This is a genomic window from Brucella haematophila (assembly GCF_005938105.1).
Classification (GTDB): domain Bacteria; phylum Pseudomonadota; class Alphaproteobacteria; order Rhizobiales; family Rhizobiaceae; genus Brucella; species Brucella haematophila.
On sequence record NZ_VCPE01000030.1, the window covers coordinates 1 to 20423 of the forward strand.

Below are 20423 nucleotides of genomic sequence, written 5' to 3' on the forward strand. Positions count from 1 at the left end.
GGGAGACCGGTTTTGGCTGTTGCGGGGGAGAGACCGGCGGCCGATCTTTCCCCCATTCAGAAAATCAGGTGAGCCGCGCAGCGGCTCTCATTGCTTCATCATTTATGTTCAATCAGAGAATATGAGCGGGTGCATAATGGGCTGCTTCACGCACTGAAGGCGTTCCCTCCGTGAGAGCGAGCCTTTTGACCTTCACTGGCGCGCAATAACTCCATGCTGCTTTGCTCATAGCAAATGCTGGCGCCGCCCTTCCCGCGTCAGTCGATCGTGACCCTATGGGCCGAAACGGGCTTGTCGTGCGCCTTGGCGTAGCAGCGGATGGGTGGGCTTGGATGCCAAGACCGGCCATTGCGTAGCGCAGACAGGCAAACGGCGAGGCTGGTTCGGTGAGCTGGCCGACAGGCCGGCGAATAGAGCGCGGTGCCGAAGGCAGACGCCCTTATGGTGCCGGGTGTGCTTTTGCCGTCAACTCGACCCCAAGGGCGCGCATGACAGCCAATGTTGTTTTCAGGGTTGGATTTCCGCGTTGACTGAAGGAACGATAGAGCTGTTCACGCGACAGCCCTGTTTTTCTGGAAATTTCGCTCATGCCTTTTGCCCGCGCAACAACGCCGAGCGCTTTTGCAATGAATGCTGCATCGCCTGTTTCAAATGCATCTGCCATGAAGGCCGCGATTTCTTCATCATCGACCAATGCGGCGGCTGGATCATAAGTGGTCAATTTTTCAGCCATCTTGTTCACTCCACTCTTTTGCGAGCTTTTTGGCGTTGGCAATATCGCGCTCCTGCGAACCTTTATCGCCTCCGCACAGCAACACGATCAGGATATTGCCGCGCTTCTGGAAATAGACGCGATAACCCGGGCCGTAATGAATGCGCAATTCACTGACGCCCTCGCCTATCGGCTCCACGTCTCCGGGCAAGCCTTCGGCCAAGCGCATCAGTCGCGCTGCGATGATGGTTCTTGCACGCTTGTCTCGCAGTCGGCTTTCCCACTTGGCGAAACTCGCCGTCTGCCTAAGTTCTATCATCCGTGCATATGTAGTCTATAAACTACATATTTACAATATTTATGTGGCTGATCTGAGGAACTGGACGGTCGAGAAGACGAGCGCCAGGGGCGCGAGGATTGGCGAACCGGCTAGAAGGATGAAGAAGATGAGCCAACGACCTGCGGCCTTTGTTGGCGGCTTTAGATTGGTTTGCCGCGCCGTTGCCTCGGCAACGGGCGCGGCGAACATTGCGGCGAATGCGACTGCCAGCCCTGCGATCGGAATTGCCATGCTTGTTCCGGCTCTTGATTGCAGGATGACAAAGAAGAATGTCGCGGCGATCATGAGGCCGGTGAGCGCAGCTCGCCGGGCGTAAATTCGCCGCGACATTTTCGGGCGGCTCAGGTTGTCCCTGACCGTTAAATGTGACTGCCCTGCCCCGTTGCGGGTCATGGGCTTTACTCTGCTGCCTGCTGTGCTGCGCGTAGGCGTGGATTGATGCCCTGCTCTATTTCGCTTTGCAGTGCGCCCAATGCGAGTTCGATCACTTCGGCAATTGCCGAGCATTCCAGCATTTCGGCATAGTCATAGATCTGGTTGTTTGTTTCGACCTTCAGCTTGACGGTGAATTGCGTATTACGGCTGGTAGTGCGCTTTCGCCCCCGCCTTTTAGGCTCTCCTCCATCAACAATTTCGGGCGCAACAATTTTGGGCTCTTTCGCCTTAGCGGGAGCCTCTTTTTTTGCTTCGGGAGCGTGACGCGCTACGAAACCGGAATCCTTCGCCACCTGCTCAACGGATGCTTTTGCGGCGGGATCGGCTTTTTTGGCTTCTGGCTTGAATTCATCCAGATCGAGAAGAATGCGCTTTTCACTCATGAGCGTGTTTCCTTCAGACTTGATATGACCTCTGCGGCGAAGGCCGCTGCATTGGCTCTGGCTTTATCGAGCGATGGAACGAGATCATTGGTGAGGTTTTCGAGCGTTTTGCCGTGATTGACGATCCCGCGGATCGCTTCGCGGTCAACAAGACTTGTTTTGAGGAAGCTGATGCCGGCATCCTCGAACTGCGAGCCTATGTCTCTGGCGGTGCGGGTGACATAGGCGGCGGGCACGCGCGCCCAAAACACTTTCGCCGGCATTGTGCGGCCGACATTCTTGCCTTGCCGCAGAATGAATTTGAGGGTTTTGGCGGCTTCGTTCGCGTCGAGCTTTGATGGTTGAAGCGGGATCAGGATCAGATCGCTTTGCGTGAGGGCATAGCCAGTTGACAGGTTTGCCGAGCCTTCGAGATCCACTATGACGAACATATTCTTCGCGGACTGCTCTTCGATTGTCTCGATGATGTTGTCCTCATGAACGTCACCAATAACCGAAAGGGTATCGGGATGCTCTGCATTTTTGATCCAATCGACAAGTGGCTGATTGGGATCGGCATCGATCATGCAGACACTCGCGCCCTGCTCTGCGAGGACGGATGCGAGGATGATGGCGCTTGTAGTTTTCCCACCGCCGCCTTTTGTTGTCATAAACGATACGACAGCCATTTATAAACCTTCCGGAAACGATTTGGTTTCGTTTGGCATCCCCATACGAAACGTATGGCCTACCTTTAGCTTACATTTTAACGGCCAATGCTAAACGGATGGTAAACGTCACACAAACAATTACAATACGTTTTATTATGGTTTACCTAAATAAAACATATTGGAAACGTTTTCCTTATGTATGCCTTTCGTGTCCCATACGATTCCTTTCCGTATGGCTTACACATTTTGCATATTTAGCATACCGAAGCAGATTGGCTATTCGGCAGCCAAAGGAAGAGACACAGATGGCTCCACCTCTGGATCGCTCTCCTTTGAGACTGATGGCGTTTGGACAGTGGCAGAGGCAGGGGCAGGGGAGGGCATCTTTCGGAACTCAAAGCCATAATCGACCGCCTCGCGGTAATTACGCTGATAGAAAGCAGGGCGGTGCGTTCCTGCAAAGGTGCTTCTGATTGCCCGCATAGCGCTTGGAAAGCGATAACCGGCACGTTCAACCAGCCAGAACACCAGCATTGCAGATACAAGCAATATCGCGGTCCAGACTCTTAGATGAACAGCGAGAATCAGAAAAAAGAAAACGACGCGAGCATCAAAGATGACGAGGCGGGGCTCACGCATGGTGTCCCGCCAATGAATCCGCTTCTTGAAGCGGTTTCCGTCATCATGTTCGGTGTCATTCATCGCGTTGCAATCGAATTGCGACGGGCTGCAATATCAGGAACACCCTGCATGAACAGAATCCCGATCGTGTAGCCGCTGCCGAGTTTGACCAATGGCCCTTTAGGAGCTGAGCTTTCAATTTCACTCGCAAGCTGCTCACCGACGCGACCGGCACCGGCATAAAGGGCATCTTTCAGCTCTGTCTTGCGATCGACAACGGTTGTCGTGTTGTTGCCGATAATAACCTGCTGGCTTGGCCGCGCCATAGTCTGACCAAGACCGGCAATGAAAGCGCCGGCGAGGCGAGGGCCATATCTTTCAAGCCAGCGGCGATCGACGCCTGATGTAACGGCGATGGAGCCTTTTGCACCATCAACAGCATAAGCGGATATTGGAACCTCGGTTCCATCCTGCATCACAAGCCTGTTGAACTCGACAATCAGGGCGTTTGTGTTGCGGTTCTGCTGGAAAGAACCGAGAAGGCGGGTGCGATAGAGCGGGCCTTTCTGAAAGATTTCAGCCACGACAGGGCCGGGGGTGTCGGAATCTGATGCATTGACGGTGCGCGCGAATACGGTCTGACCGGCGCTGATCATCATGTTCTGACCATCGACTATGCCACCCATGCCCGACATTGCGGCTTGCTGCGCCTGCTCGGCCTCGGCCTTGCGCTGCTCGGGCGTTTTATAGAGCATCTGATTGAGAACAATGGTGTTGACGGAGCCTTTAGGCGACCACTGCGAGGTCAGGCTTGCCGCCTGGCTCGCCATTGCACCGGCAAGTGTGTTGATGTCGCTGTAATCGTCGGGCGTCAGCGCTCGCCGGCGATCAGGCGTATAATTATCGACACGCTGAACAGGCTGTTCATTGGCCGGAGCGATTGGCCGCTGGCGCGGAACTGGATCTTTCATTACGTCGCGGACTTCATCGACGTTACGCAAGGGTTCGTCCGGCGTGGCAAGGAAGCTTGAACCGCTATCCTGAGCGGTTTGTGCGCCTTCCTGATTAACGGTATCGAGCGACTGCTGATAACGTTGGGAGTCCGCCTGCTGCTGGCCTGCTGGCGTACCATCGACGTTCGGGCCTCGCGAAATGCGTGATGAAGAAAGATTATTCTGCTTCATCATGGAATAGCCGACATATCCGACCGCACAGGCAAGGAGGCCGACCACAACATAGGTCTGCATTCGGGTGCCTTTTCGACGGCTCGGGCGATTGATCGCGGCAGCATCGGCAAGACCCGGCGCGGCATCTTCGCGCTCTGAGCTGTCGGGCTTGTTGTCCTTGTCGTCGCTCACTGGCTTATCCTCACTCTGGAAATCGTTCCGTTGCGCGAAATCAGCACAACGGGGGAGGGCTTAATTTTAACGGCATGAACACCGCCCGGGCCGGTCAGCATGGATTGCGGCGAGGGCGACGTGTAGGTGTCTGTGGTGCGCAGATAATAGGAGCCATCGAGCATCCATGCTTCCACATTGCTATCTGAGGTCGCGAGCTTGATTGCGGATCTCGGCAGATCGGCACCTTGAGCGAATGCCATCATGGTTCCATTTGAAGGTGGCTCTTTGACCGCAACCTCTGTCGGAGAGACGGATGCATTCGGACCATAGCCCTCAATCGTAATGTCGCGGCGGAAATGCGTTTTGGTGTCGTTCGTTTCGAGGTTGATGACGATCGGACGATCTTCTTCAACGAGCGAAATGATCAGATTGGAATAGCCGTGCGTGACGAGCGGGGTGACGGCAATCTGATTTGAACCTTCCTGCAGGGCATAGACCTGAAATGAATCGGCGCGTCCTACGACAAAGCTTGCGATCGGCCATGCTTTGCCGGTTCGGTCATAGAACGCCATGACCGAAACTGTGTTCGGTGAGGTAAACAGCGTCTGCAATGACTGATTGGATTTCAGGGACATGCGAACCGCGTCCGATATAGGCTTTGCCCTGAAGCCGCTTGGCGGCATTGCTGCGGCTTTCTGGCTTTCATCGACCCTGCGACGATAGTCGCGGATAATCTCGGGCGACATAGGCATAAGGCTCTGGACTGTCGCGCCATAAGCCGTGATCTCTTCGGGAGACAACGGCCGATCAAGATCAGACAAAGATTCCATCAGGCGGCGTGCGCCGATGATAGGAACATTTGGCGCCTGTCGGGGCTGGCGCTGCTCTGCGTGACTGGGAGACGCTTCGCCATATTTAGACGGTTGCATTTGATGCTCGCCGGCCTGTGCCGGTTGAGAGTTCTGTTGAGTCTGCCCGCCCTGCGAGTGTTGGGGCGGCAGCTCGGCGGCAGCTTCTGGATGAGGAGCCGAATATTCCGGCGCGGGTTGAGCTGCTTGCTGAGCAAGGGCAGATCCGCTCAAGGCCAGTATAAAGGCGATATTGCCAGCGATCCGTTTCATCAGGCACCTCCGGGGGCAGCGATGATGCGGGAGATAGCCGCACCGCGCGGGTGTTCGTAGCTTTGCAGACGTTGCAGTGTGACCGTGACCATGAGGTTCTGTCCGGTAACTTCCGACGCTGATTGGTACGTCACGCGAACCGGCATCTGTACGATCCATTCATAGGTGCCATTCGCGCCGACGCCTTCACGGACAATGACCGCGCGCTGCGCGATCGCTGTTGTGTTGAGGCGGCGATTTTTGACCAGATCGAGGGTGCCGGATTTCTGGATTGCCTCGACAAAGGAATTCCAGCCGCGCGGCTTGGTGAAATATTGCTGCGCTCTCTGGAAATCCTGCTGATAGGTGGCGAAGGAATAGGTAAAGGACGATGTGACCGCTTCGGCGGCATAGGTTGAAACCTCTGCCGCGCTTAAATGCGGCCGATCAAGCGGAATGAGGGGTTGAATCCGTCCATCCGTTGTCGTGGCGAAATAGCGGGGTTCTGGTCTGGTCAGCGCCAGACTGACGGCGGCACATACGGCGATGACTGTCACAACCAGCAATGCAAGGGCGACGATGCTCATACGGCGATAAGCCGTTCTGTAAACATCGGCGCGCATCAAAACGGTCTCAAGCTGACCGTAATCCGGAGACTGGCTCATTGCGCATTTGCTCCCGCTGTGCCGGCGGTCGCGGCCGGTGTTGTTTGCTCGGCTGGCAAGATCCCGCTGAGCTGAGAGTCTTTAAGAGCTCCAAAGGCGAACTGCGCGCCTTCGTTCGTTTTATAGAGATAGAAGGGAGTGCCCGGAACGCCATTGAGCCGCATCCAGTCCACGTTGCGCTGCATGGCTTTGACAACATTGGGATCGAAAGAATTTGGATCGACCTTTGGCGCGGGGGCTCCTGAACCAATGACAGATGCGAGCTGGCCGCGCAGTGCGGCTCCAATATCTTCCTGATGCATGATCGACGCGGCGATCTGTGCGGATTCAGCCGAAAGGATAGGAGCCATGATGACACGCAGATCAATAGAATTGTCCTCTATGCTTGGCTTTAGATGCTCGAAGGACCAGGCGCAGTGCGGGCAGGTGGGATCGACAAAGAGATAAACGAGCGGCGCTCCCGGTTTCGGTTTGTTGACCGAAAACCACATCGCGAAATCCTGTGCCTGTTGCATAAGCTCATCGACACTTCCCGCCTTTGGAACATTCGGGACTGTTTCAGAACCGATCGAAGCCACCTGCTGAGGTGGCGCGGGATTTTGCGCTTGCTCTTGGACAAGTGCAGGTGGCGCGGCAGGTGGCCGTGGCGGCTGAGGGGCTGAAGGTATCGGGGAAATGGGCTGCGGCTGAGCTATGGATGCCTGCGGGGCCGGAGGCGCGGGCTTAGGCGGATCGAAGGGTGATGCTTCTGGCTCGACGGTTGCGGTTGTTGCGAGAAGGGCGCCCGATATGTCCTCGCCCTGCGGGCCGACTATGCGCCCATAAATTGTAAGGCCGTCTGGCGTGGTCAGGGCAATTTCCTGCCCGCCGTCTGCGGTTGGAACTGCCCATGCAGTGAGGCCGGAGACCTGCATCAGGGGGCGAACCTTGCCAGCGTCCTTAAAAAGAACCTGCGTTGCGTAGGGCGAGGACGAGACCGAGCATCCGACAAAATTCTGCTGCCAAAGGTTCAATTCTGCACTCGCCGATGGCGCAAAACCGATGATGGCGCATGAGGCGAGGAGCATTCTGTGGACAATCATTTCCGCATTTCCCTTTACCTGTGCGAGCCTGAAAGCCCGTTATGCTATATATTGCATTTTCAAATGAATATGCCATAAAGAGTCTCATTGTCACCCCCAAAAGGCCACAATCGACAACAGATCGTGAGGCTTTTACCGGCGGAAAGTCGTAGTTCAGCATGAATATATCGCAATATGACAGCAATAGAACTCGATCTGCATTTGCCGACACGGATTTCGGAATGATTATCCGATCTGTATTAGTGGGCGCATTTGTTGTGGCTATCGGCATTGTTGCTTATTCACTATCAGGGAACGCATCGACTGACAAAGCTGATGCGACCACAACCGGCCGTTTAAAGCCTGCCTCGACGTTAGACTCTGATGTTGCATACCTGAAAAATCAGGTGTCGCTTTTACGTTCGGAAAATCAGGCGTTGCGCGATGAGATTGACACGCTCACAGCGCCGAACGGCGTTGTTGATACGATCATCGGCCATTTGCGGGAGCTGAAGGCGAAGGATCAGGCGATCATGCAGATCCTTCAGCCTGCCGAAGCAAATTATGCGCTCGGTGATGAAGTTGGTCCGCAAGATGAAGATTCACAACCGGTAATGGGCAATGCCCGTCACCAGATCGTGACGCCACGGCAGAAGGCTCCCCCTGTACCACAGGCCAAGCCGGCTCAGGTTGCCGAAGCGCCGGAAGCTGACCGTCTAAATGAGAAGGGCGCTGCGGCTTCGCAGTGATACGGCTCTTATGGGAGGAAACGGAGAAGCACTGAACGGACTTGTTGGACTGGTACAGCGTCTTGCTGACCTGATCCTGCCAGCGCAGGCGCTAGTCGCCGCTACATGTTTCATCATTGGCATAGGCTTGGCGATCGCTTCCATCGGCAATTTTACACGCGCCAGCGAACGGGCCGCATCGGGACAATTTAACGGCGCGCATGATTACGGGCGGTGGGTCGGCATCGCCGGCCTTATCACCGCCGTCATGCTGATTTCCCTGTCCTCGATCATATCGGCATTTCTGGTTTCCTTCTTTCAGGTGGAGGAAACCGTCGCTGCTTCGGAGATCTTTGCTTACGCTCCCGAAATGCTCGCCCCTCTCGATCATGAACAGGCACGTACTGTTCTGATCGCCTTGCTGCGGATCGTGCAGTTCATTGGGCTGCTCGGCTTTATCCGCGGCCTGTTTCTGCTCAACAAATCAGTGAAATGGCCTCAATCCGGCCTCGCCGGGTTTGGCGTAGCACATCTTATCGGCGGAACATTTGCGATGAATATCGTGATGTTCGTTGGATACATCGAAGAATTGGTTCTCGGCTGAAAAAGGAAAGCACAGCATGAAGAAAGCTTGGTTACAAACGGCGTCGGTTCTGACTGCGACAGTGGCATATCAGACTGCCGCTTTCGCACAATCGGGCGGGCTTGGTGATGTTCTGACCAATGTGCGCAATGATACACTTGGGCCGGCAGGTGATTTTCTTGGCGCTGCCGCATTCATCATCGGCGTGATTTTTGCGCTTCTGGCGATCAACAAGCTCGTCCAGAACCAAAGAAACCCGCACGATCCCTCAACCCGACCCGCAACTGCCATCTGGTATGGAGTTGCTGCGGCGCTTTTCATCGCCGTGCCGGAATTTCTCGGCATGGGCGTGACGACCTTCTTTGGCTCGGGCGCTGAAACCACGTCCGTTGACGGTACATTGCGGTCGATCAACTGATGGCTGCGGGGATCGGAATACTGGACTCGCTGGCCGCCGTTATCGGCCGGTCAGCGCTGCGGAAGTCGCTGGATGGCTATTGCCGTCTGGTGACGACCGAAGGCGATAACGTTTTGGTCGCCGACGATGGATCGTTGGTGACGCTGTTTCGCCTTGAGGGTTTCCGATCCATGCCCGGTGAGAACGAAATCAGCAAGGCGGTGTCAGATCTCCGCCTTGCTTTCAGCTCTCAGTTAGGGACGCCGGGCTATTCGCTGCAATTCTGGTTTGCGCATACGCCTGAACTTGGCGCGGCCGACATTAACCGTGCGCTTGCGGTCACGGAAAGTGTTGCGGCCGATACGGGACTGGACATTCAGGATCTGATTGACGAGCGACGCCGGCTCCTGCCTGAAAGGTTGACCGGCGAACGCTGTTTCATGGCGCTTTGGTCACGTCCTACTTTGATGACCAGACAGGAAGCTAAGACCAGCTCCGAAAAGATGCGCAAGGAATTGCAGGGCGCTCCACAAATGCGCAATGCGCAATGGCCTGCTCTTGCGACCGATGCTTTGGTCACAAGGCATCGCTCATTCTGCGAGGCGATGGTTCGTGAGGCCGATATTGTCGGCATCGAGATCGAGCCTCTGGAAGTTCATGACGCTCTGGCGCAGATCAAGGGCGTTCTCAATCCTGAATATCTGATCACCGGCGAACGCTGGAAAGCGATCCTGCCGGGTGATTACGCGCGCGCGCGAATGCCGGCCACGGTGCAGGAACTAAAAAAGAGCGACGTATCGAACCATCTTTGGCCGCTTCTCGCCCGCCAGCTTCTGAACGAGCATGGCGAGATTGTCGATCAGACAACCGTCCAGCTTGGCGACACGATCTTTTCCGGCTTTGATATTACACTCGGGCCTGAAGTCGTCGTTCAGTTCAATGACCTGATCAGGCGTATTCTCGACAGCGATCAGCGCATTTCTTGGCGCATGTCGATGCTGATTGATTCAGGCGGATTTCAGGGGCAGGTTTTCAAGGAAACCTACACCAACATGATGACGTGGACTGCCCGCATTCCAAACGGGCGCATTAAGCGCGCGTTTGACAAGCTGCGGCAGGATGATGGGGCTGATGATACCGTTGTGCGGTGGCGCTGCTCTTTTTCGGCGTGGGCGCCGAAGTCGCAGCTTGAAACGCTGCAACGGCATGTTGCAACCTTGCGGCGTACTGTGGAGCGGTGGGGGAACTGCCAGACTGACGCACTGGTGGGCGATCCTATGCAGTGCGTCATGTCCTCTACGCTTGGGCTGAACGCGCAATCGACTGCCCCGGCAGCGGCTGCAAGCCTAGCCGATGCATTTGCTCTGGCTCCGATCGCGCGACCGGCAAGCCCTTGGCAACAGGGCGCGGTCATGTTCCGCACTAAGGATGGCAAGCTATGGCCGTATCAGCCGGGATCATCCAAACAACTCGGCTGGGTGGATCTGATTGTCGGAACGCCGGGTTCCGGAAAATCGGTTCTGATGAATTCGGTCAATCTTGGCGTGGCTCTCTCTCGCCAGTCTGGCCGTAGTCGATCGAATGAGGGGCTTTTGCCCCGCATTTCCATCATCGACATTGGCCCTTCTTCCTCGGGGCTGATCAGCCTTATTCGAGATTCATTGCCAGTCCATCGGCGTCATGAGGCGGTTTTCCATCGTCTGATGATGTCAGAACAATACTCGGTCAATCCGCTCGATCTTCAACTGTGCATGCGCACTCCGTTTGAATACGAGCGGGCATATCTGGTCAATCTGCTCTGCCTGATCTGCACCCCTGACGGGCAGGATTCCACCTATGACGGCATCAGCGCATTGGCTGGCGCGACCATTGATGAGGCGTACAAATATTTCAGCGACAGCCGCAACCCGAAGCGTTATTCGGCATCGGATTCCTTTGAAGTCGATGCAGCTCTGAATGAGCTTGGATTTGAGGTCGATTCCGCGACGACGTGGTTCGAGATCACCGATTACCTCTTTTCCAAAGGCCGTTACCATGAAGCGGCATTAGCGCAGCGCTATGCTGTTCCGACAATCGCGGATCTTGTGAACATTTCCAATTCCGAGATTGTGCGCGAACCCTTCCGCGACATGAAAGCGCCAACTGGCGAGGATGTGCTGAAAGCGTTTCAGCGCATGGTGACGGCCGCTTGCCGTGATTATCCGATTCTTGCCCGCCCTACACGGTTTGACGTGTCGAACGCCCGCATTATCGCTTTCGATCTGGCAGGCGTCACATCAAAAACCGGCCCTCACGCAAAGCGCCAGACTGCCATAATGTACATGGTAGCGCTTCAAACGCTGACCTCCGATTTCTGGCTTGATGCTGATGAGGTCAAGGATCGTGAACTGAAGGAAGAGGTTCGCACCTATCATCTTCAGCGGATCGAAAACAATCGGCAGATGGGCAAGCGTCTGTGTGTGGATGAATACCACCTGACCGGGGGGCTTGAAGGCTTCCGCGAACAGATGGTCAACTTTGGTCGCCTGGGCCGAAAGGCCGGCGTCCAAATCACTTTGGCATCGCAGCTCATGGAAGATTTCGACATGAGCATCCAGAAACTGTCGAACAATTTCTGGTTCTGCAATGTCCCAACGGAAGAATCCATTCGCGAGATCGCGGCGACTTATAATCTGACGCCATCGGTCATGGATGAAATGCGCGGCCTACGCGGCCCTATTCAGGGCAAGGGCGCGCCGCTTCTGACAATGCTGAAACTGAAGTCGGGGACTTATGTTCAGCATGTTTTCAACCAGCTCGGGCCGATTGAGATCTGGGCTTTGTCCACCACTGCGGAAGATACGGCGCTGCGGGCCATGCTCTATGAGGGACTTGGCTCCAAGGCCGCGCGCCGCCTTCTTGCAAGGCGTTTCCCTTCCGGCTCTGCCAAGGACACGATCGAGCGGCGTCTGGCCGATTTTGAAGATCGTGGCGTGGCGATCGATGACAAGGTGCGGGGCAACGCCATTCGCCAGCTCGCCGACGAATTGCTCAAGGATGCATCATGATCAAATTTTTAACAGCCGCTCTCATGGCAGGCGTCATGACCACATCTGTATCGGCTCAATCCAGCCTCGACGATCTGGTCACGGAAACGATCGATTTTTCAAAGCAGGAGCCGGAAGCCACAGCAACGGCTCGCAAAATGTATGGGCGCGATTTCCGTGTAGTGCAGGCAAACAGGATCTGGCTCGAAGAGCCGACCGATGGCTATGACCAGATGGTTGTATTGCTCGGCGAGGCGAGGGGATGCGCGACAGGGTGCTTCGTGTCCGCACTCTACTATGACGACAAGCAATGGCTTGAAGTCTGGCGGGTTCCGGGAAAAACTGTCGGACTTGGCGCTATATCCCCTACGGGCATGAAGCCGCTTTATGACGGCAAGCGTCTCTGGAAATGGTCAGGTGCCGCCTACATGGCGCAGCCGATCCCACACGAGCAGCAAGAGCGCACACCCACCGAGGACGAGCTGAAGGCGGCAACGGAAGCCCTGCAAGAGCGCTTCCAAGGCGGCTCTGATGATCTGGTTCCGCCGAATGTGGCTTCAATCGACGTCGATCTGAAGGATGGCAAGGAAGTCGCGATAATCGTCACCTCGGACTACTACTGCGGAAATTCCGCCTGTCCTGTGGTTTTTCTCGACAGCGATAAAAAGCTCATCGACATTCTCGAAGCTTGGGGACCGGATTTTGCTGTCTCCGGTGAGCGCGATGAAAACGACCGGCATCTGATCGAGGTCGCGACACAAAATGGCGTGGCGACCTATTCGCTTGGCGATAGGGAGCCCCGTTCGATCATTCCACCTATGAAGATTACCGTTGCGGGGCAAAAGCGATGAAACGTTCACTGATTGCCGCTCTATGCGCGCTTTTCATGCTGCCGGTCGCGGTGCTGGCCGACTATAACGAAAACACCTCGAAGCTCGAAGGGGGCAACTCTTATTCGATCTTCAACGGCAATGGCGGATCTGCTGTCGGTCGATACCAGATTACTGCCGGCACATGGCAGAACTTGGGCTATTTTCAATACAACGGAAGCGGCTCAAGGGGCGATTGGTCGAACTATTCTGCAACGGATAAGGCGCGCGCTGCGGGCGTCAACAATCTGAACGACCTTCGATTTTCGAGCGCCGGCGCTGCCCTTCAGGACTCGGCAAACATGCAGCTTGCCGCGCGTAACTGGTCAGCGATGAGCAGTCAGACGCGCGGTCTTGTCGGGCAGACAATCAACGGCGTTACGATCACGCAAGATGGATTGCTCGGCGCTGCGCATTTTCTTGGGGCAGGCGCGCTGAACAATTGGGTGGCAAGCGGCTTCGATCCTGCTGCACTGCCAGCCTCATATCTCGCCGCGAACGGCTTCAAGAGCTACGCGGAGCTTCAGGATCACATTCTGAAGCGTATGGCCTCGATGAGCGGCCAATCGTTTGCTGGTCTTGGCGGCGGAATGGGCGGCGATGCTGGCGGGGGAATGTACGACAGAACTGAGGGCTTTCCGGGCATCGGCACAAAGCGTCCGATCCTCATTCGAGAGATCCCGCCATTCCAAGGAGAGAAAGCGACACTATGAGCATTTTGCGCAAATTATCGCTGTGCGGGATTGCCTCGGTGATCCTGTCAGCAACACCAGCCTCGGCCGATCAGATCGAACAGCTCTTCAAGGGCAGCGGACAAGGCTGCGTTGACACTGTAAAAATCAATCTGGTGGAAGCCATTCGTTCCGGCATCGACAAGGAAGTGAAGCGCCATGAGGCGGCTTTGCAAAAGCCGCCGGCGCTGGATTCCCTTGGGTGTCTCGACAACCTGATGCAGGTAAATCTCGACTTCGCAATTCAGGTGCCGGATCTGAGCCAGCTTTTCAAATCGGCGCTTTCCAATGCCGAGCAACAAATTTGCTCCTATGCTCAAGAGCAATGGAACAAGGTGACTGAACCGCTTCAATCAGCGCTTCAGCTTCCATCCTTCAATATGTTGCAGCTTCCGGGCGGCATGGGTGGCGGAAACGTGCCAACGCTGGATTACAATTACAGCGGCGGCTCGCTGAATTTACAGCAACCATCTGTCGGCAATTCGGGGCGTCGTGAGAATGACGGCTCTCTGCTGAACGATCACTACAACAATCTCTACGGACCGGGGAGCCTGTGATGCAGACTTTCGCCAAAACACTGCTTTTCGCCGGCACTGCCCTTGCGTCCCTCACACTCGGAAGCGCTGCAATGGCAGCATGTTCTTGTGGCGGGGTGCAGAACATCGTCTATCGTGCGCAGGAAAACATCAATTCGCACACTACTGATGTGGGCAACCAGATCACCCAAACCATTCTGAAAGGCGTTGCGCAGCTTAGCGCCTATCAGAACAGGGCGATCGAAGCGAACACGCGCACGCAGGATGCGGCGCAGATGGCCGAAACCATCCGTGAGCGCCAGAAAGCCCGCGCTGCGGCTGAAGGTGGCCGTTATGATCCTGCGGCTTCCGCATGTCTCGATCTTTCCGGCATCTTCAATATCGGAAAGTCAGGGCAGGGGGTTGCCGGCTATGGTGGAAACGACGTTGCCAATGCGTCCCGCAATTGGTCTTACGGCAATGAAGCCATAGGCAAACCGGTTGCTGAAGGTGGATTGGCTGTTGCCAATTCCATCATTGCCGATCGCGACCAGCTCAAAAATGTCGGTGGCCTTGCCGATCCGACTTCTGATGTGCGGCTTTTGACCGATGCAATCACGCTCGATACGTCTGATGGGGATATATCGAAGGCATATGTGCGGATGATCAACAACATGGTTGATCCGATCCCGCCAAAGCCGATCACACAGGCCGAAATGAAATCACCGGCGGGGGTGGCGCAGGTGGCCGCTCGTCAGGTCGATGCGACCAGGCGGTCGGCCGCCCACGCGATTTATAGCTATCTTGGCGACATAGCCGCACCCACTGGTGGGCAGGAGCTCGCCAATTGGGCGAAGTCGGCCGTAACGGAATCCTATCCCTACGAGGTCGGCAATCATGTTTCCGAATTGCAGGCTGTTGATATTTTCGTGCGTTCCAGATTCACAAATCCGGAATGGCATCAGGAGCTGGCGGGCATGTCGCCGGCTGCTGTGCAGCGCGAACAACTTCTGACGCAGGCTTTGAACCTGCATGTCGACTGGATGCGATTTAATCTGGAACGGCGGCAGGCTTCAGCTATCGCTGCCCTTCTGTCCAACAGCCTCGATGAGCGCGACAGCCGTACCACTGTAACAACAGCGAGTGCGTCGAATTGAAAAAAGAAGGTCGCACTCGTCGTTTTGCATCTTGGAATATCAAACGCGCATTCGGCATCGGGGTTTTCTTCAACGTTGCCTCGAAAGCTGCTGAAGATGCGGCTGACAACGTGCAAAACACGATCGACGAGTTGCGGCCATCTGGTCGCTTAAACAAGCGAAGCTTTGGAGATCGCTACATCGATGGCGGGCTCGACAGGTTCCACCAATTGAGCCAAGGGCTGACCTCGAAAGAGATCGAAGCGGCTCTTGCGGCGTGGGATCGGGATTCAAGCATTTACATGGTGGCCGGATGCATTGCGCTGGCTTCGATCCCGCTCCTTTTCGTGCTTGGCTACTCATCTTTTTATCTTTTGATCGGGGGCTGTCTTGTGGCGATCGTCACATTCGCGCTCGCGATGAAAGCTGATTTCAGGGCGTGGCAGATCCGGCAAGGTCGTGTCGGATCTGTGCGCGATTACTTCATCGATCGTCTGCCTTCCAATATGCAGATCCTTACTAAGGACGATTAATCATGAAGCGGGTGGCGCTATTCGCATTATTCTCGTTTGTCTCTGCGGGCGCAGCCTATGCAGATGACATCAACATCGCCGACATTATTAAGGGCGAGGGCGATGCGCGCACCAACTCGTTTCTGAATATGATCTTCGGGCCGCTTTTCAGCGGGCCGAATAACGAAACCCTTGTTTCGGCCCTGATCGCGAATTTCAACGTTCTGTTTTTCGCGATTGCCGCCCTGCTGTTCATCTACAACATGGTTGTAGGCGTGACAGAGACGGCACATGAGGGCGAAATCCTCGGCCGGCGTCACTCGGCAATGTGGGTTCCTCTGCGAACCATTCTGGCGGTCGCCGCGCTGATCCCGATGCCAACCGGCTACAACACCGCGCAGCATGGCATTGCCTATATGGTCAATGTCAGCACTGCGACGGCAAGCTTCTTCTGGAATGAGACGGTCGATCTTATAGTCGAACAGCGCATTCCGGTTGTGGGCGGGGACTATGATCAGCTCGACGGCCAATTTTTGCAGGCCCTCTGGCGAGCTGAACTGTGCCAAGCCGTCTATAATCTCGAAGTCGCGAAAGGCGGCTCTGGCCTTGATGGGGTTTCGCGCGGCTCATGGCAAACTGTTTCGGGCGTCCCGCAAATGGCTTACAGCTTGCCGAACTCTTATGGTGCGTGCGGTATTGTCTCGCTTCCTGGCCAGACAACCGGCTTCACTCGCTTGGCCGAGGCGGCAGGCAAATCGTATAACGATTTCATTCAGGATATGTCAAAAGCCGTGACGGAAACGGCTGACTCTTTTTCGACTACTGCGGCGCAGCTTGCTCAGGCCACAAGCAAGCGTGAACCGCTTCCCGGTTATCGCGATCTTCGCAAGGACCTCAACGACTGGCGCAAGAAACATGCGGCCATTCTGAAGCAGTATATTGGCGACGAAAAATTGCAAAAGGCAGGCCAAGACATTGCCACGGCTGATGACTCGCTTCAGCTCACGCCGGTTGGCGATTCACAAAGTCAGGCTCTGGCTGGCAATTTGAAAAATGGCGGATGGCTTCAGGCGGGATTTTATTATCAGCTCATCGCGCGCCTCTCGGCGGATTCGAACTCTGTTGCGACGGCTTTACCGAAGGTGACGCCGGGTGGAGCGATCGGTGCGGCTTCTAATCCGTCCGGCAACGTCCGCAATTCGATTGCTTCGCAATATGCTGACAACAACTGGTATTTGTTGGGCTCGGCCGACGGAGACGCAAAAAAATTCCTTGATCAGATAGCCGCCACCTACAACGGGACAGTTGAATGGTGGAATGAAAGCGTCGCCCGAAGCGGCATTAAGGCGTTTGTCAACGAGCGCGTCGCTTTCGCAGATAGCGGCGGCGATATTTCGGACTGGATGCCTTCTGCAGGATCTCTTTATGAAGCGTTGGAATTCATGAATCCAACGCGCTCGACAAGCGACCCGATGATTGGTCTTGTGACCTTCGGAAATCAGGTGACATTCTACACTGCTGCGGCAATTCTCGCACTGTCCATACTGGCGATGTTTCCATTTGTCGGAACTGGCATTACCGTTCTTTCAAACTTCGTTGGCTGGATCATCAGCGGGATTGGTGCGCTTGGAATGTTCCTTGCATTCGTACTGCCAATGGTTCCGATGGTGATTTGGGTGATCGGAATCGGTGCCTTCTTCTTGCTTGTCATGGAAGCTGTATTTGCAGCGCCTCTTTGGGCGATCGCGCACTTGTCGATGGAAGGCAAGGGCATGGGTGGAAGCCAGGCGCGACGGGGCTATGTGATGGTTCTAGGACTGACCTTGACGCCAGTGCTGATGCTGTTTGGCTTGCTGCTCGGGATGATCCTCTTCCGGATCATGGGCGTTCTTATCAATGGCGGTCTCTACTACGCACTGACCTCTGCTCAGGCTCTTGTCGGCGACAGTATGGTTAGTATGGCATGGTTCATTGGTCTGTTCGTCGTTATGGGCTTCATGGCGGTCGTCTACCTTGTGATCCTCGAACGCTCGTTCTCGCTGATTGCAGAATTTCCGGGAAGGGTGTTCAGGTGGTTCGATCACATCGGCGATAACCTTGACGCAAATACCGCCATGCGAGCTAACACTGCGGCAATTACTAGCGCTGCGCATCTTGGAAGGTCGGTTGAGTCAGCAAAGCCGGCGTTGTTGCCAAAATCACGCCCCTGAAATACGGCAGGGTTACAATAGCATCGATTTTGATGTATATAGCATAATCGAAACGGCTCGAATGGAGGAGCAAAATGTTAATGCCAAAATATTTGCGCCCTATTCGGGACGTAGAGGCTCATAAACTAACGGGGCTCGAAAAAGCTGTAAGGATGGTCATTTTTTGCCCGTTTCTCCTTGTTTTTTCCTTCCCGCGCGCGGTGCTTCTAACTCTCGCACCCATCGCTATGTTTATTGCCTTATTTGCGCCGGCTGCTATCGACAGCTTCATTAATGAACCCGGCACGTACCGCTACGAGATCGCAGCGGTGCTTGGATTTGGCACTTTGCTGCTCTTCTCAAACATGCTGGCAAAGGCGATCCGGCGCTATTTTCTCCCGTTCGGATAAGAACGGATCTTCAAACACACGAAAGCCCGCCTAGTGCGGGCTTTTTTTGTGCCTGCGGAAAATGCACGGCAAAAATGTCGCGCTGATAAGAATTAGATTGATATTTGCCGGCTTTTGTGTTCCATATTTGTTCCTTTCTCTAAGCTTTGTGAAAGGAGATACTTTCTATGCAGATAGGCTTAAAGGTGGAAGCCGAAGTTCTGGTTCCACTTATATTGCATGGACTTTGTGCGGGTTTTCCCTCACCAGCCGATGACTACATCGACGACACTATAGATCTATCCAAACTCTTGATCAGCAACCCGCCCGCGACATTTCTTTGGCGCGTTGACGGACACTCGATGCGGGATGCGGGAATATTTCACGGCGACCTTCTGATTGTTGATCGCAGCGTGAAACCGCGTGACGGCGATATTGTCGTTGCGACGGTCCACGGCGAACGATCACTGAAGCGGCTGAACCTGAAAGGCGTTCGGCCGCGCCTGACTTTTGAAAATCGGGACATGCCGACCTTTGAGATCCCCGAGCTGGCTGAAGTGGAAGTTTGGGGTGTGGCAATCTCGAATATTCACTGGCTCCGGCCGCGCAAATGACGACATTTGCGCTGATCGACGGCAACTCCTTTTATTGCTCCTGCGAACGAGTTTTCGACCCGAAGCTGGCGCGTCGGCCGGTCATTGTTCTTTCAAATAATGACGGCTGCGCCGTCGCACGGACGGCCGAGGCGAAAGCTCTTGGAATCCGGATGGGTGATCCATTTTTCAAAATCCGCGATCTCTGCCGAGATAATGACGTGGCGGTGTTTTCCAGCAACTACACGCTTTATGGGGACATGAGCGCCAGACTGAATGCAATCTATCGCCAATGGTCGCCGGAAGTTGAAATCTATTCGATCGATGAAAGCTTTCTCGACGTGTCGCACGTCGCGCCAGCGCAAAGAACAAGCTTCGGCGCGGATCTTCGAGCGACTGTGCAACGCTGGACTGGCATTCCTACCTGTGTCGGAATTGGTCAGACAAAGACACTGGCGAAGCTCGCAAACCACGTTGCCAAGAAAAACCCCGGTCTTGGCGGCGTTTGCGACCTAACCAATGACCATGACCGCGCCGCCTGGCTCGATCGTATCGAGGTTGGCGAAGTATGGGGCATCGGGGCTGCGTCCGAACGGAAGCTTCTGAGCATTGGCGTCGAAAGCGCCGGCGATCTTTCAAGGCTGGATCGGCGACTGGCTCGCCAGCTCATGGGCGTAGTCGGTGAGCGGACTGCATTCGAGCTACAGGGCATTTCATGCCTCGCACTGGAAACCATCGCTCCGCAGCGCAAGGGCTGCGCTGTGACGCGATCCTTTGGACAACCGGTAACTGATCTGGCGGGAATGCTGGAAGCTGTTTCCAGCTACGCTACAAGGGCAGGGGAGAAATTGCGCCGCCATGGCTTGGAAACGACGCACCTGCTCGTTTTCATGCACACGTCTCGCTTCAACGAACGTGATCCTGCGCACTCTGCCCAAACGGTTGTCCATCTGCCGGAGAGCTCCGCTGATACGATGGATCTGATTGCCGCTGCGCAAATCGCAGCTCGCCGGATTTTCAAGCCCGGCTTCAGGTATGCAAAAGCCGGCATCGTTATGAACGATCTCGTTTCGGCTAAGGCTGCCCCGCGGCCGCTCTTTGGCGCAAGGGATCGGGAAAAGTCTGCGCGCCTAATGACCGCCCTCGATGCGGTCAATTCCAGATTCGGCCGTGGCGCTTTAGCGCCGGCGGCGAATGGTCTGAAGGCAAAATGGCAGGCGCGTTTTGAGCGTCAATCACCACGTTACACGACGCGGTTCGAAGAGCTGCCGACAGCACGAACGGAACGCTTCAATAACAGCAAAGAACAATCTTAAGTTCCATAATTTACCTTATGTGATTGGCTCCTGTAGGGGGGTGGGTTCTAGTTTGAAGTGCGACTTGCAAATGATAACAATGAGTTATCGAATGCAAGGAACCTGTCATGGACCGCACCTATTCGCATATTG

At 55.2% G+C, this 20423-nt stretch carries 23 protein-coding genes; 13 read left to right on the plus strand and 10 right to left on the minus strand.

Annotation, left to right across the window (positions count from 1 at the left end):
- Positions 1–439: 439 nt before the first annotated feature.
- The 10 genes from FGI60_RS25140 to FGI60_RS25185 all read right to left on the minus strand — a co-directional run bounded on the left by FGI60_RS25140 (position 440) and on the right by FGI60_RS25185 (position 6761).
- Positions 440–733: an addiction module antidote protein gene (locus FGI60_RS25140; protein ID WP_138787466.1), complete on the minus strand. Its 294-nt coding sequence runs from the start codon at positions 731–733 to the stop codon at positions 440–442.
- Positions 726–1031, minus strand: a complete 306-nt coding sequence (locus FGI60_RS25145) for a type II toxin-antitoxin system RelE/ParE family toxin (RefSeq protein WP_138787467.1) — start codon at positions 1029–1031, stop codon at positions 726–728. Before FGI60_RS25145 ends, FGI60_RS25140 begins: the two co-directional genes overlap by 8 nt.
- Positions 1032–1070: 39 nt before the next feature.
- Complete coding sequence (locus FGI60_RS25150; protein ID WP_138787468.1) at positions 1071–1283, minus strand: hypothetical protein; 213 nt, start codon at positions 1281–1283, stop codon at positions 1071–1073.
- A gap of 167 nt (positions 1284–1450) precedes the next feature.
- A complete protein-coding gene (locus tag FGI60_RS25155) occupies positions 1451–1870 on the minus strand; it encodes a hypothetical protein (RefSeq protein ID WP_138787469.1) in 420 nt (139 codons plus the stop codon).
- The gene (locus tag FGI60_RS25160; protein ID WP_138787470.1) at positions 1867–2538 is read right to left on the minus strand and encodes a ParA family protein; all 672 of its coding nucleotides are present in this window, start codon (positions 2536–2538) and stop codon (positions 1867–1869) included. The genes FGI60_RS25155 and FGI60_RS25160 overlap by 4 nt, the downstream gene beginning before the upstream one ends.
- 258 nt (positions 2539–2796) lie before the next feature.
- Positions 2797–3222 carry an IcmT/TraK family protein gene (icmT, locus tag FGI60_RS25165; RefSeq protein ID WP_138787471.1) on the minus strand — a complete coding sequence of 142 codons (426 nt, stop codon included), beginning with the start codon at positions 3220–3222 and terminating at the stop codon, positions 2797–2799.
- A complete protein-coding gene (locus FGI60_RS25170) occupies positions 3219–4499 on the minus strand; it encodes a DotG/IcmE/VirB10 family protein (RefSeq protein ID WP_138787472.1) in 1281 nt (426 codons plus the stop codon). Before FGI60_RS25170 ends, icmT begins: the two co-directional genes overlap by 4 nt.
- Positions 4496–5602, minus strand: a complete 1107-nt coding sequence (locus tag FGI60_RS25175) for a DotH/IcmK family type IV secretion protein (protein ID WP_210238472.1) — start codon at positions 5600–5602, stop codon at positions 4496–4498. Before FGI60_RS25175 ends, FGI60_RS25170 begins: the two co-directional genes overlap by 4 nt.
- Positions 5602–6246 (minus strand): type IVB secretion system apparatus protein IcmL/DotI, encoded by a 645-nt coding sequence (locus tag FGI60_RS25180; RefSeq protein WP_138787473.1) that lies wholly within the window; start codon positions 6244–6246, stop codon positions 5602–5604. The genes FGI60_RS25175 and FGI60_RS25180 overlap by 1 nt, the downstream gene beginning before the upstream one ends.
- Positions 6243–6761, minus strand: a complete 519-nt coding sequence (locus FGI60_RS25185) for a thioredoxin fold domain-containing protein (protein WP_138787474.1) — start codon at positions 6759–6761, stop codon at positions 6243–6245. The genes FGI60_RS25180 and FGI60_RS25185 overlap by 4 nt, the downstream gene beginning before the upstream one ends.
- 725 nt (positions 6762–7486) lie before the next feature.
- On the opposite strand from FGI60_RS25185, the gene FGI60_RS25190 reads away from it, so the two are divergent.
- The 13 genes from FGI60_RS25190 to FGI60_RS25250 all read left to right on the plus strand — a co-directional run bounded on the left by FGI60_RS25190 (position 7487) and on the right by FGI60_RS25250 (position 20291).
- Positions 7487–8056 carry a hypothetical protein gene (locus tag FGI60_RS25190; RefSeq protein ID WP_138787475.1) on the plus strand — a complete coding sequence of 190 codons (570 nt, stop codon included), beginning with the start codon at positions 7487–7489 and terminating at the stop codon, positions 8054–8056.
- A gap of 10 nt (positions 8057–8066) precedes the next feature.
- Positions 8067–8639: a hypothetical protein gene (locus FGI60_RS25195; protein WP_138787476.1), complete on the plus strand. Its 573-nt coding sequence runs from the start codon at positions 8067–8069 to the stop codon at positions 8637–8639.
- A gap of 16 nt (positions 8640–8655) precedes the next feature.
- Positions 8656–9036 carry a hypothetical protein gene (locus FGI60_RS25200; RefSeq protein WP_138787477.1) on the plus strand — a complete coding sequence of 127 codons (381 nt, stop codon included), beginning with the start codon at positions 8656–8658 and terminating at the stop codon, positions 9034–9036.
- A complete protein-coding gene (locus FGI60_RS25205) occupies positions 9036–12062 on the plus strand; it encodes a hypothetical protein (RefSeq protein WP_235889934.1) in 3027 nt (1008 codons plus the stop codon). Before FGI60_RS25200 ends, FGI60_RS25205 begins: the two co-directional genes overlap by 1 nt.
- Positions 12059–12892, plus strand: a complete 834-nt coding sequence (locus FGI60_RS25210) for a hypothetical protein (protein ID WP_138787478.1) — start codon at positions 12059–12061, stop codon at positions 12890–12892. The genes FGI60_RS25205 and FGI60_RS25210 overlap by 4 nt, the downstream gene beginning before the upstream one ends.
- Positions 12889–13623, plus strand: coding sequence for a hypothetical protein (locus tag FGI60_RS25215; protein WP_138787479.1), 735 nt, complete (start codon positions 12889–12891; stop codon positions 13621–13623). Before FGI60_RS25210 ends, FGI60_RS25215 begins: the two co-directional genes overlap by 4 nt.
- Positions 13620–14198 (plus strand): hypothetical protein, encoded by a 579-nt coding sequence (locus FGI60_RS25220; RefSeq protein WP_138787480.1) that lies wholly within the window; start codon positions 13620–13622, stop codon positions 14196–14198. Before FGI60_RS25215 ends, FGI60_RS25220 begins: the two co-directional genes overlap by 4 nt.
- A 71-nt stretch (positions 14199–14269) precedes the next feature.
- On the plus strand, positions 14270–15313 hold the full coding sequence (locus tag FGI60_RS25225) for a hypothetical protein (protein WP_235889935.1): 1044 nt from the start codon (positions 14270–14272) through the stop codon (positions 15311–15313).
- On the plus strand, positions 15310–15825 hold the full coding sequence (locus FGI60_RS25230) for a hypothetical protein (protein ID WP_138787482.1): 516 nt from the start codon (positions 15310–15312) through the stop codon (positions 15823–15825). The genes FGI60_RS25225 and FGI60_RS25230 overlap by 4 nt, the downstream gene beginning before the upstream one ends.
- Positions 15826–15827: 2 nt before the next feature.
- The gene (locus FGI60_RS25235; RefSeq protein WP_138787483.1) at positions 15828–18014 is read left to right on the plus strand and encodes a DotA/TraY family protein; all 2187 of its coding nucleotides are present in this window, start codon (positions 15828–15830) and stop codon (positions 18012–18014) included.
- A gap of 74 nt (positions 18015–18088) precedes the next feature.
- A complete protein-coding gene (locus FGI60_RS25240; RefSeq protein WP_138787484.1) occupies positions 18089–18403 on the plus strand; it encodes a hypothetical protein in 315 nt (104 codons plus the stop codon).
- 167 nt (positions 18404–18570) lie between these two features.
- Complete coding sequence (locus FGI60_RS25245; RefSeq protein WP_138787485.1) at positions 18571–18996, plus strand: LexA family protein; 426 nt, start codon at positions 18571–18573, stop codon at positions 18994–18996.
- Entirely contained in the window at positions 18993–20291 is a 1299-nt protein-coding gene (locus tag FGI60_RS25250; protein ID WP_138787486.1) for a Y-family DNA polymerase, read from the plus strand. The genes FGI60_RS25245 and FGI60_RS25250 overlap by 4 nt, the downstream gene beginning before the upstream one ends.
- Positions 20292–20423: the final 132 nt, after the last annotated feature.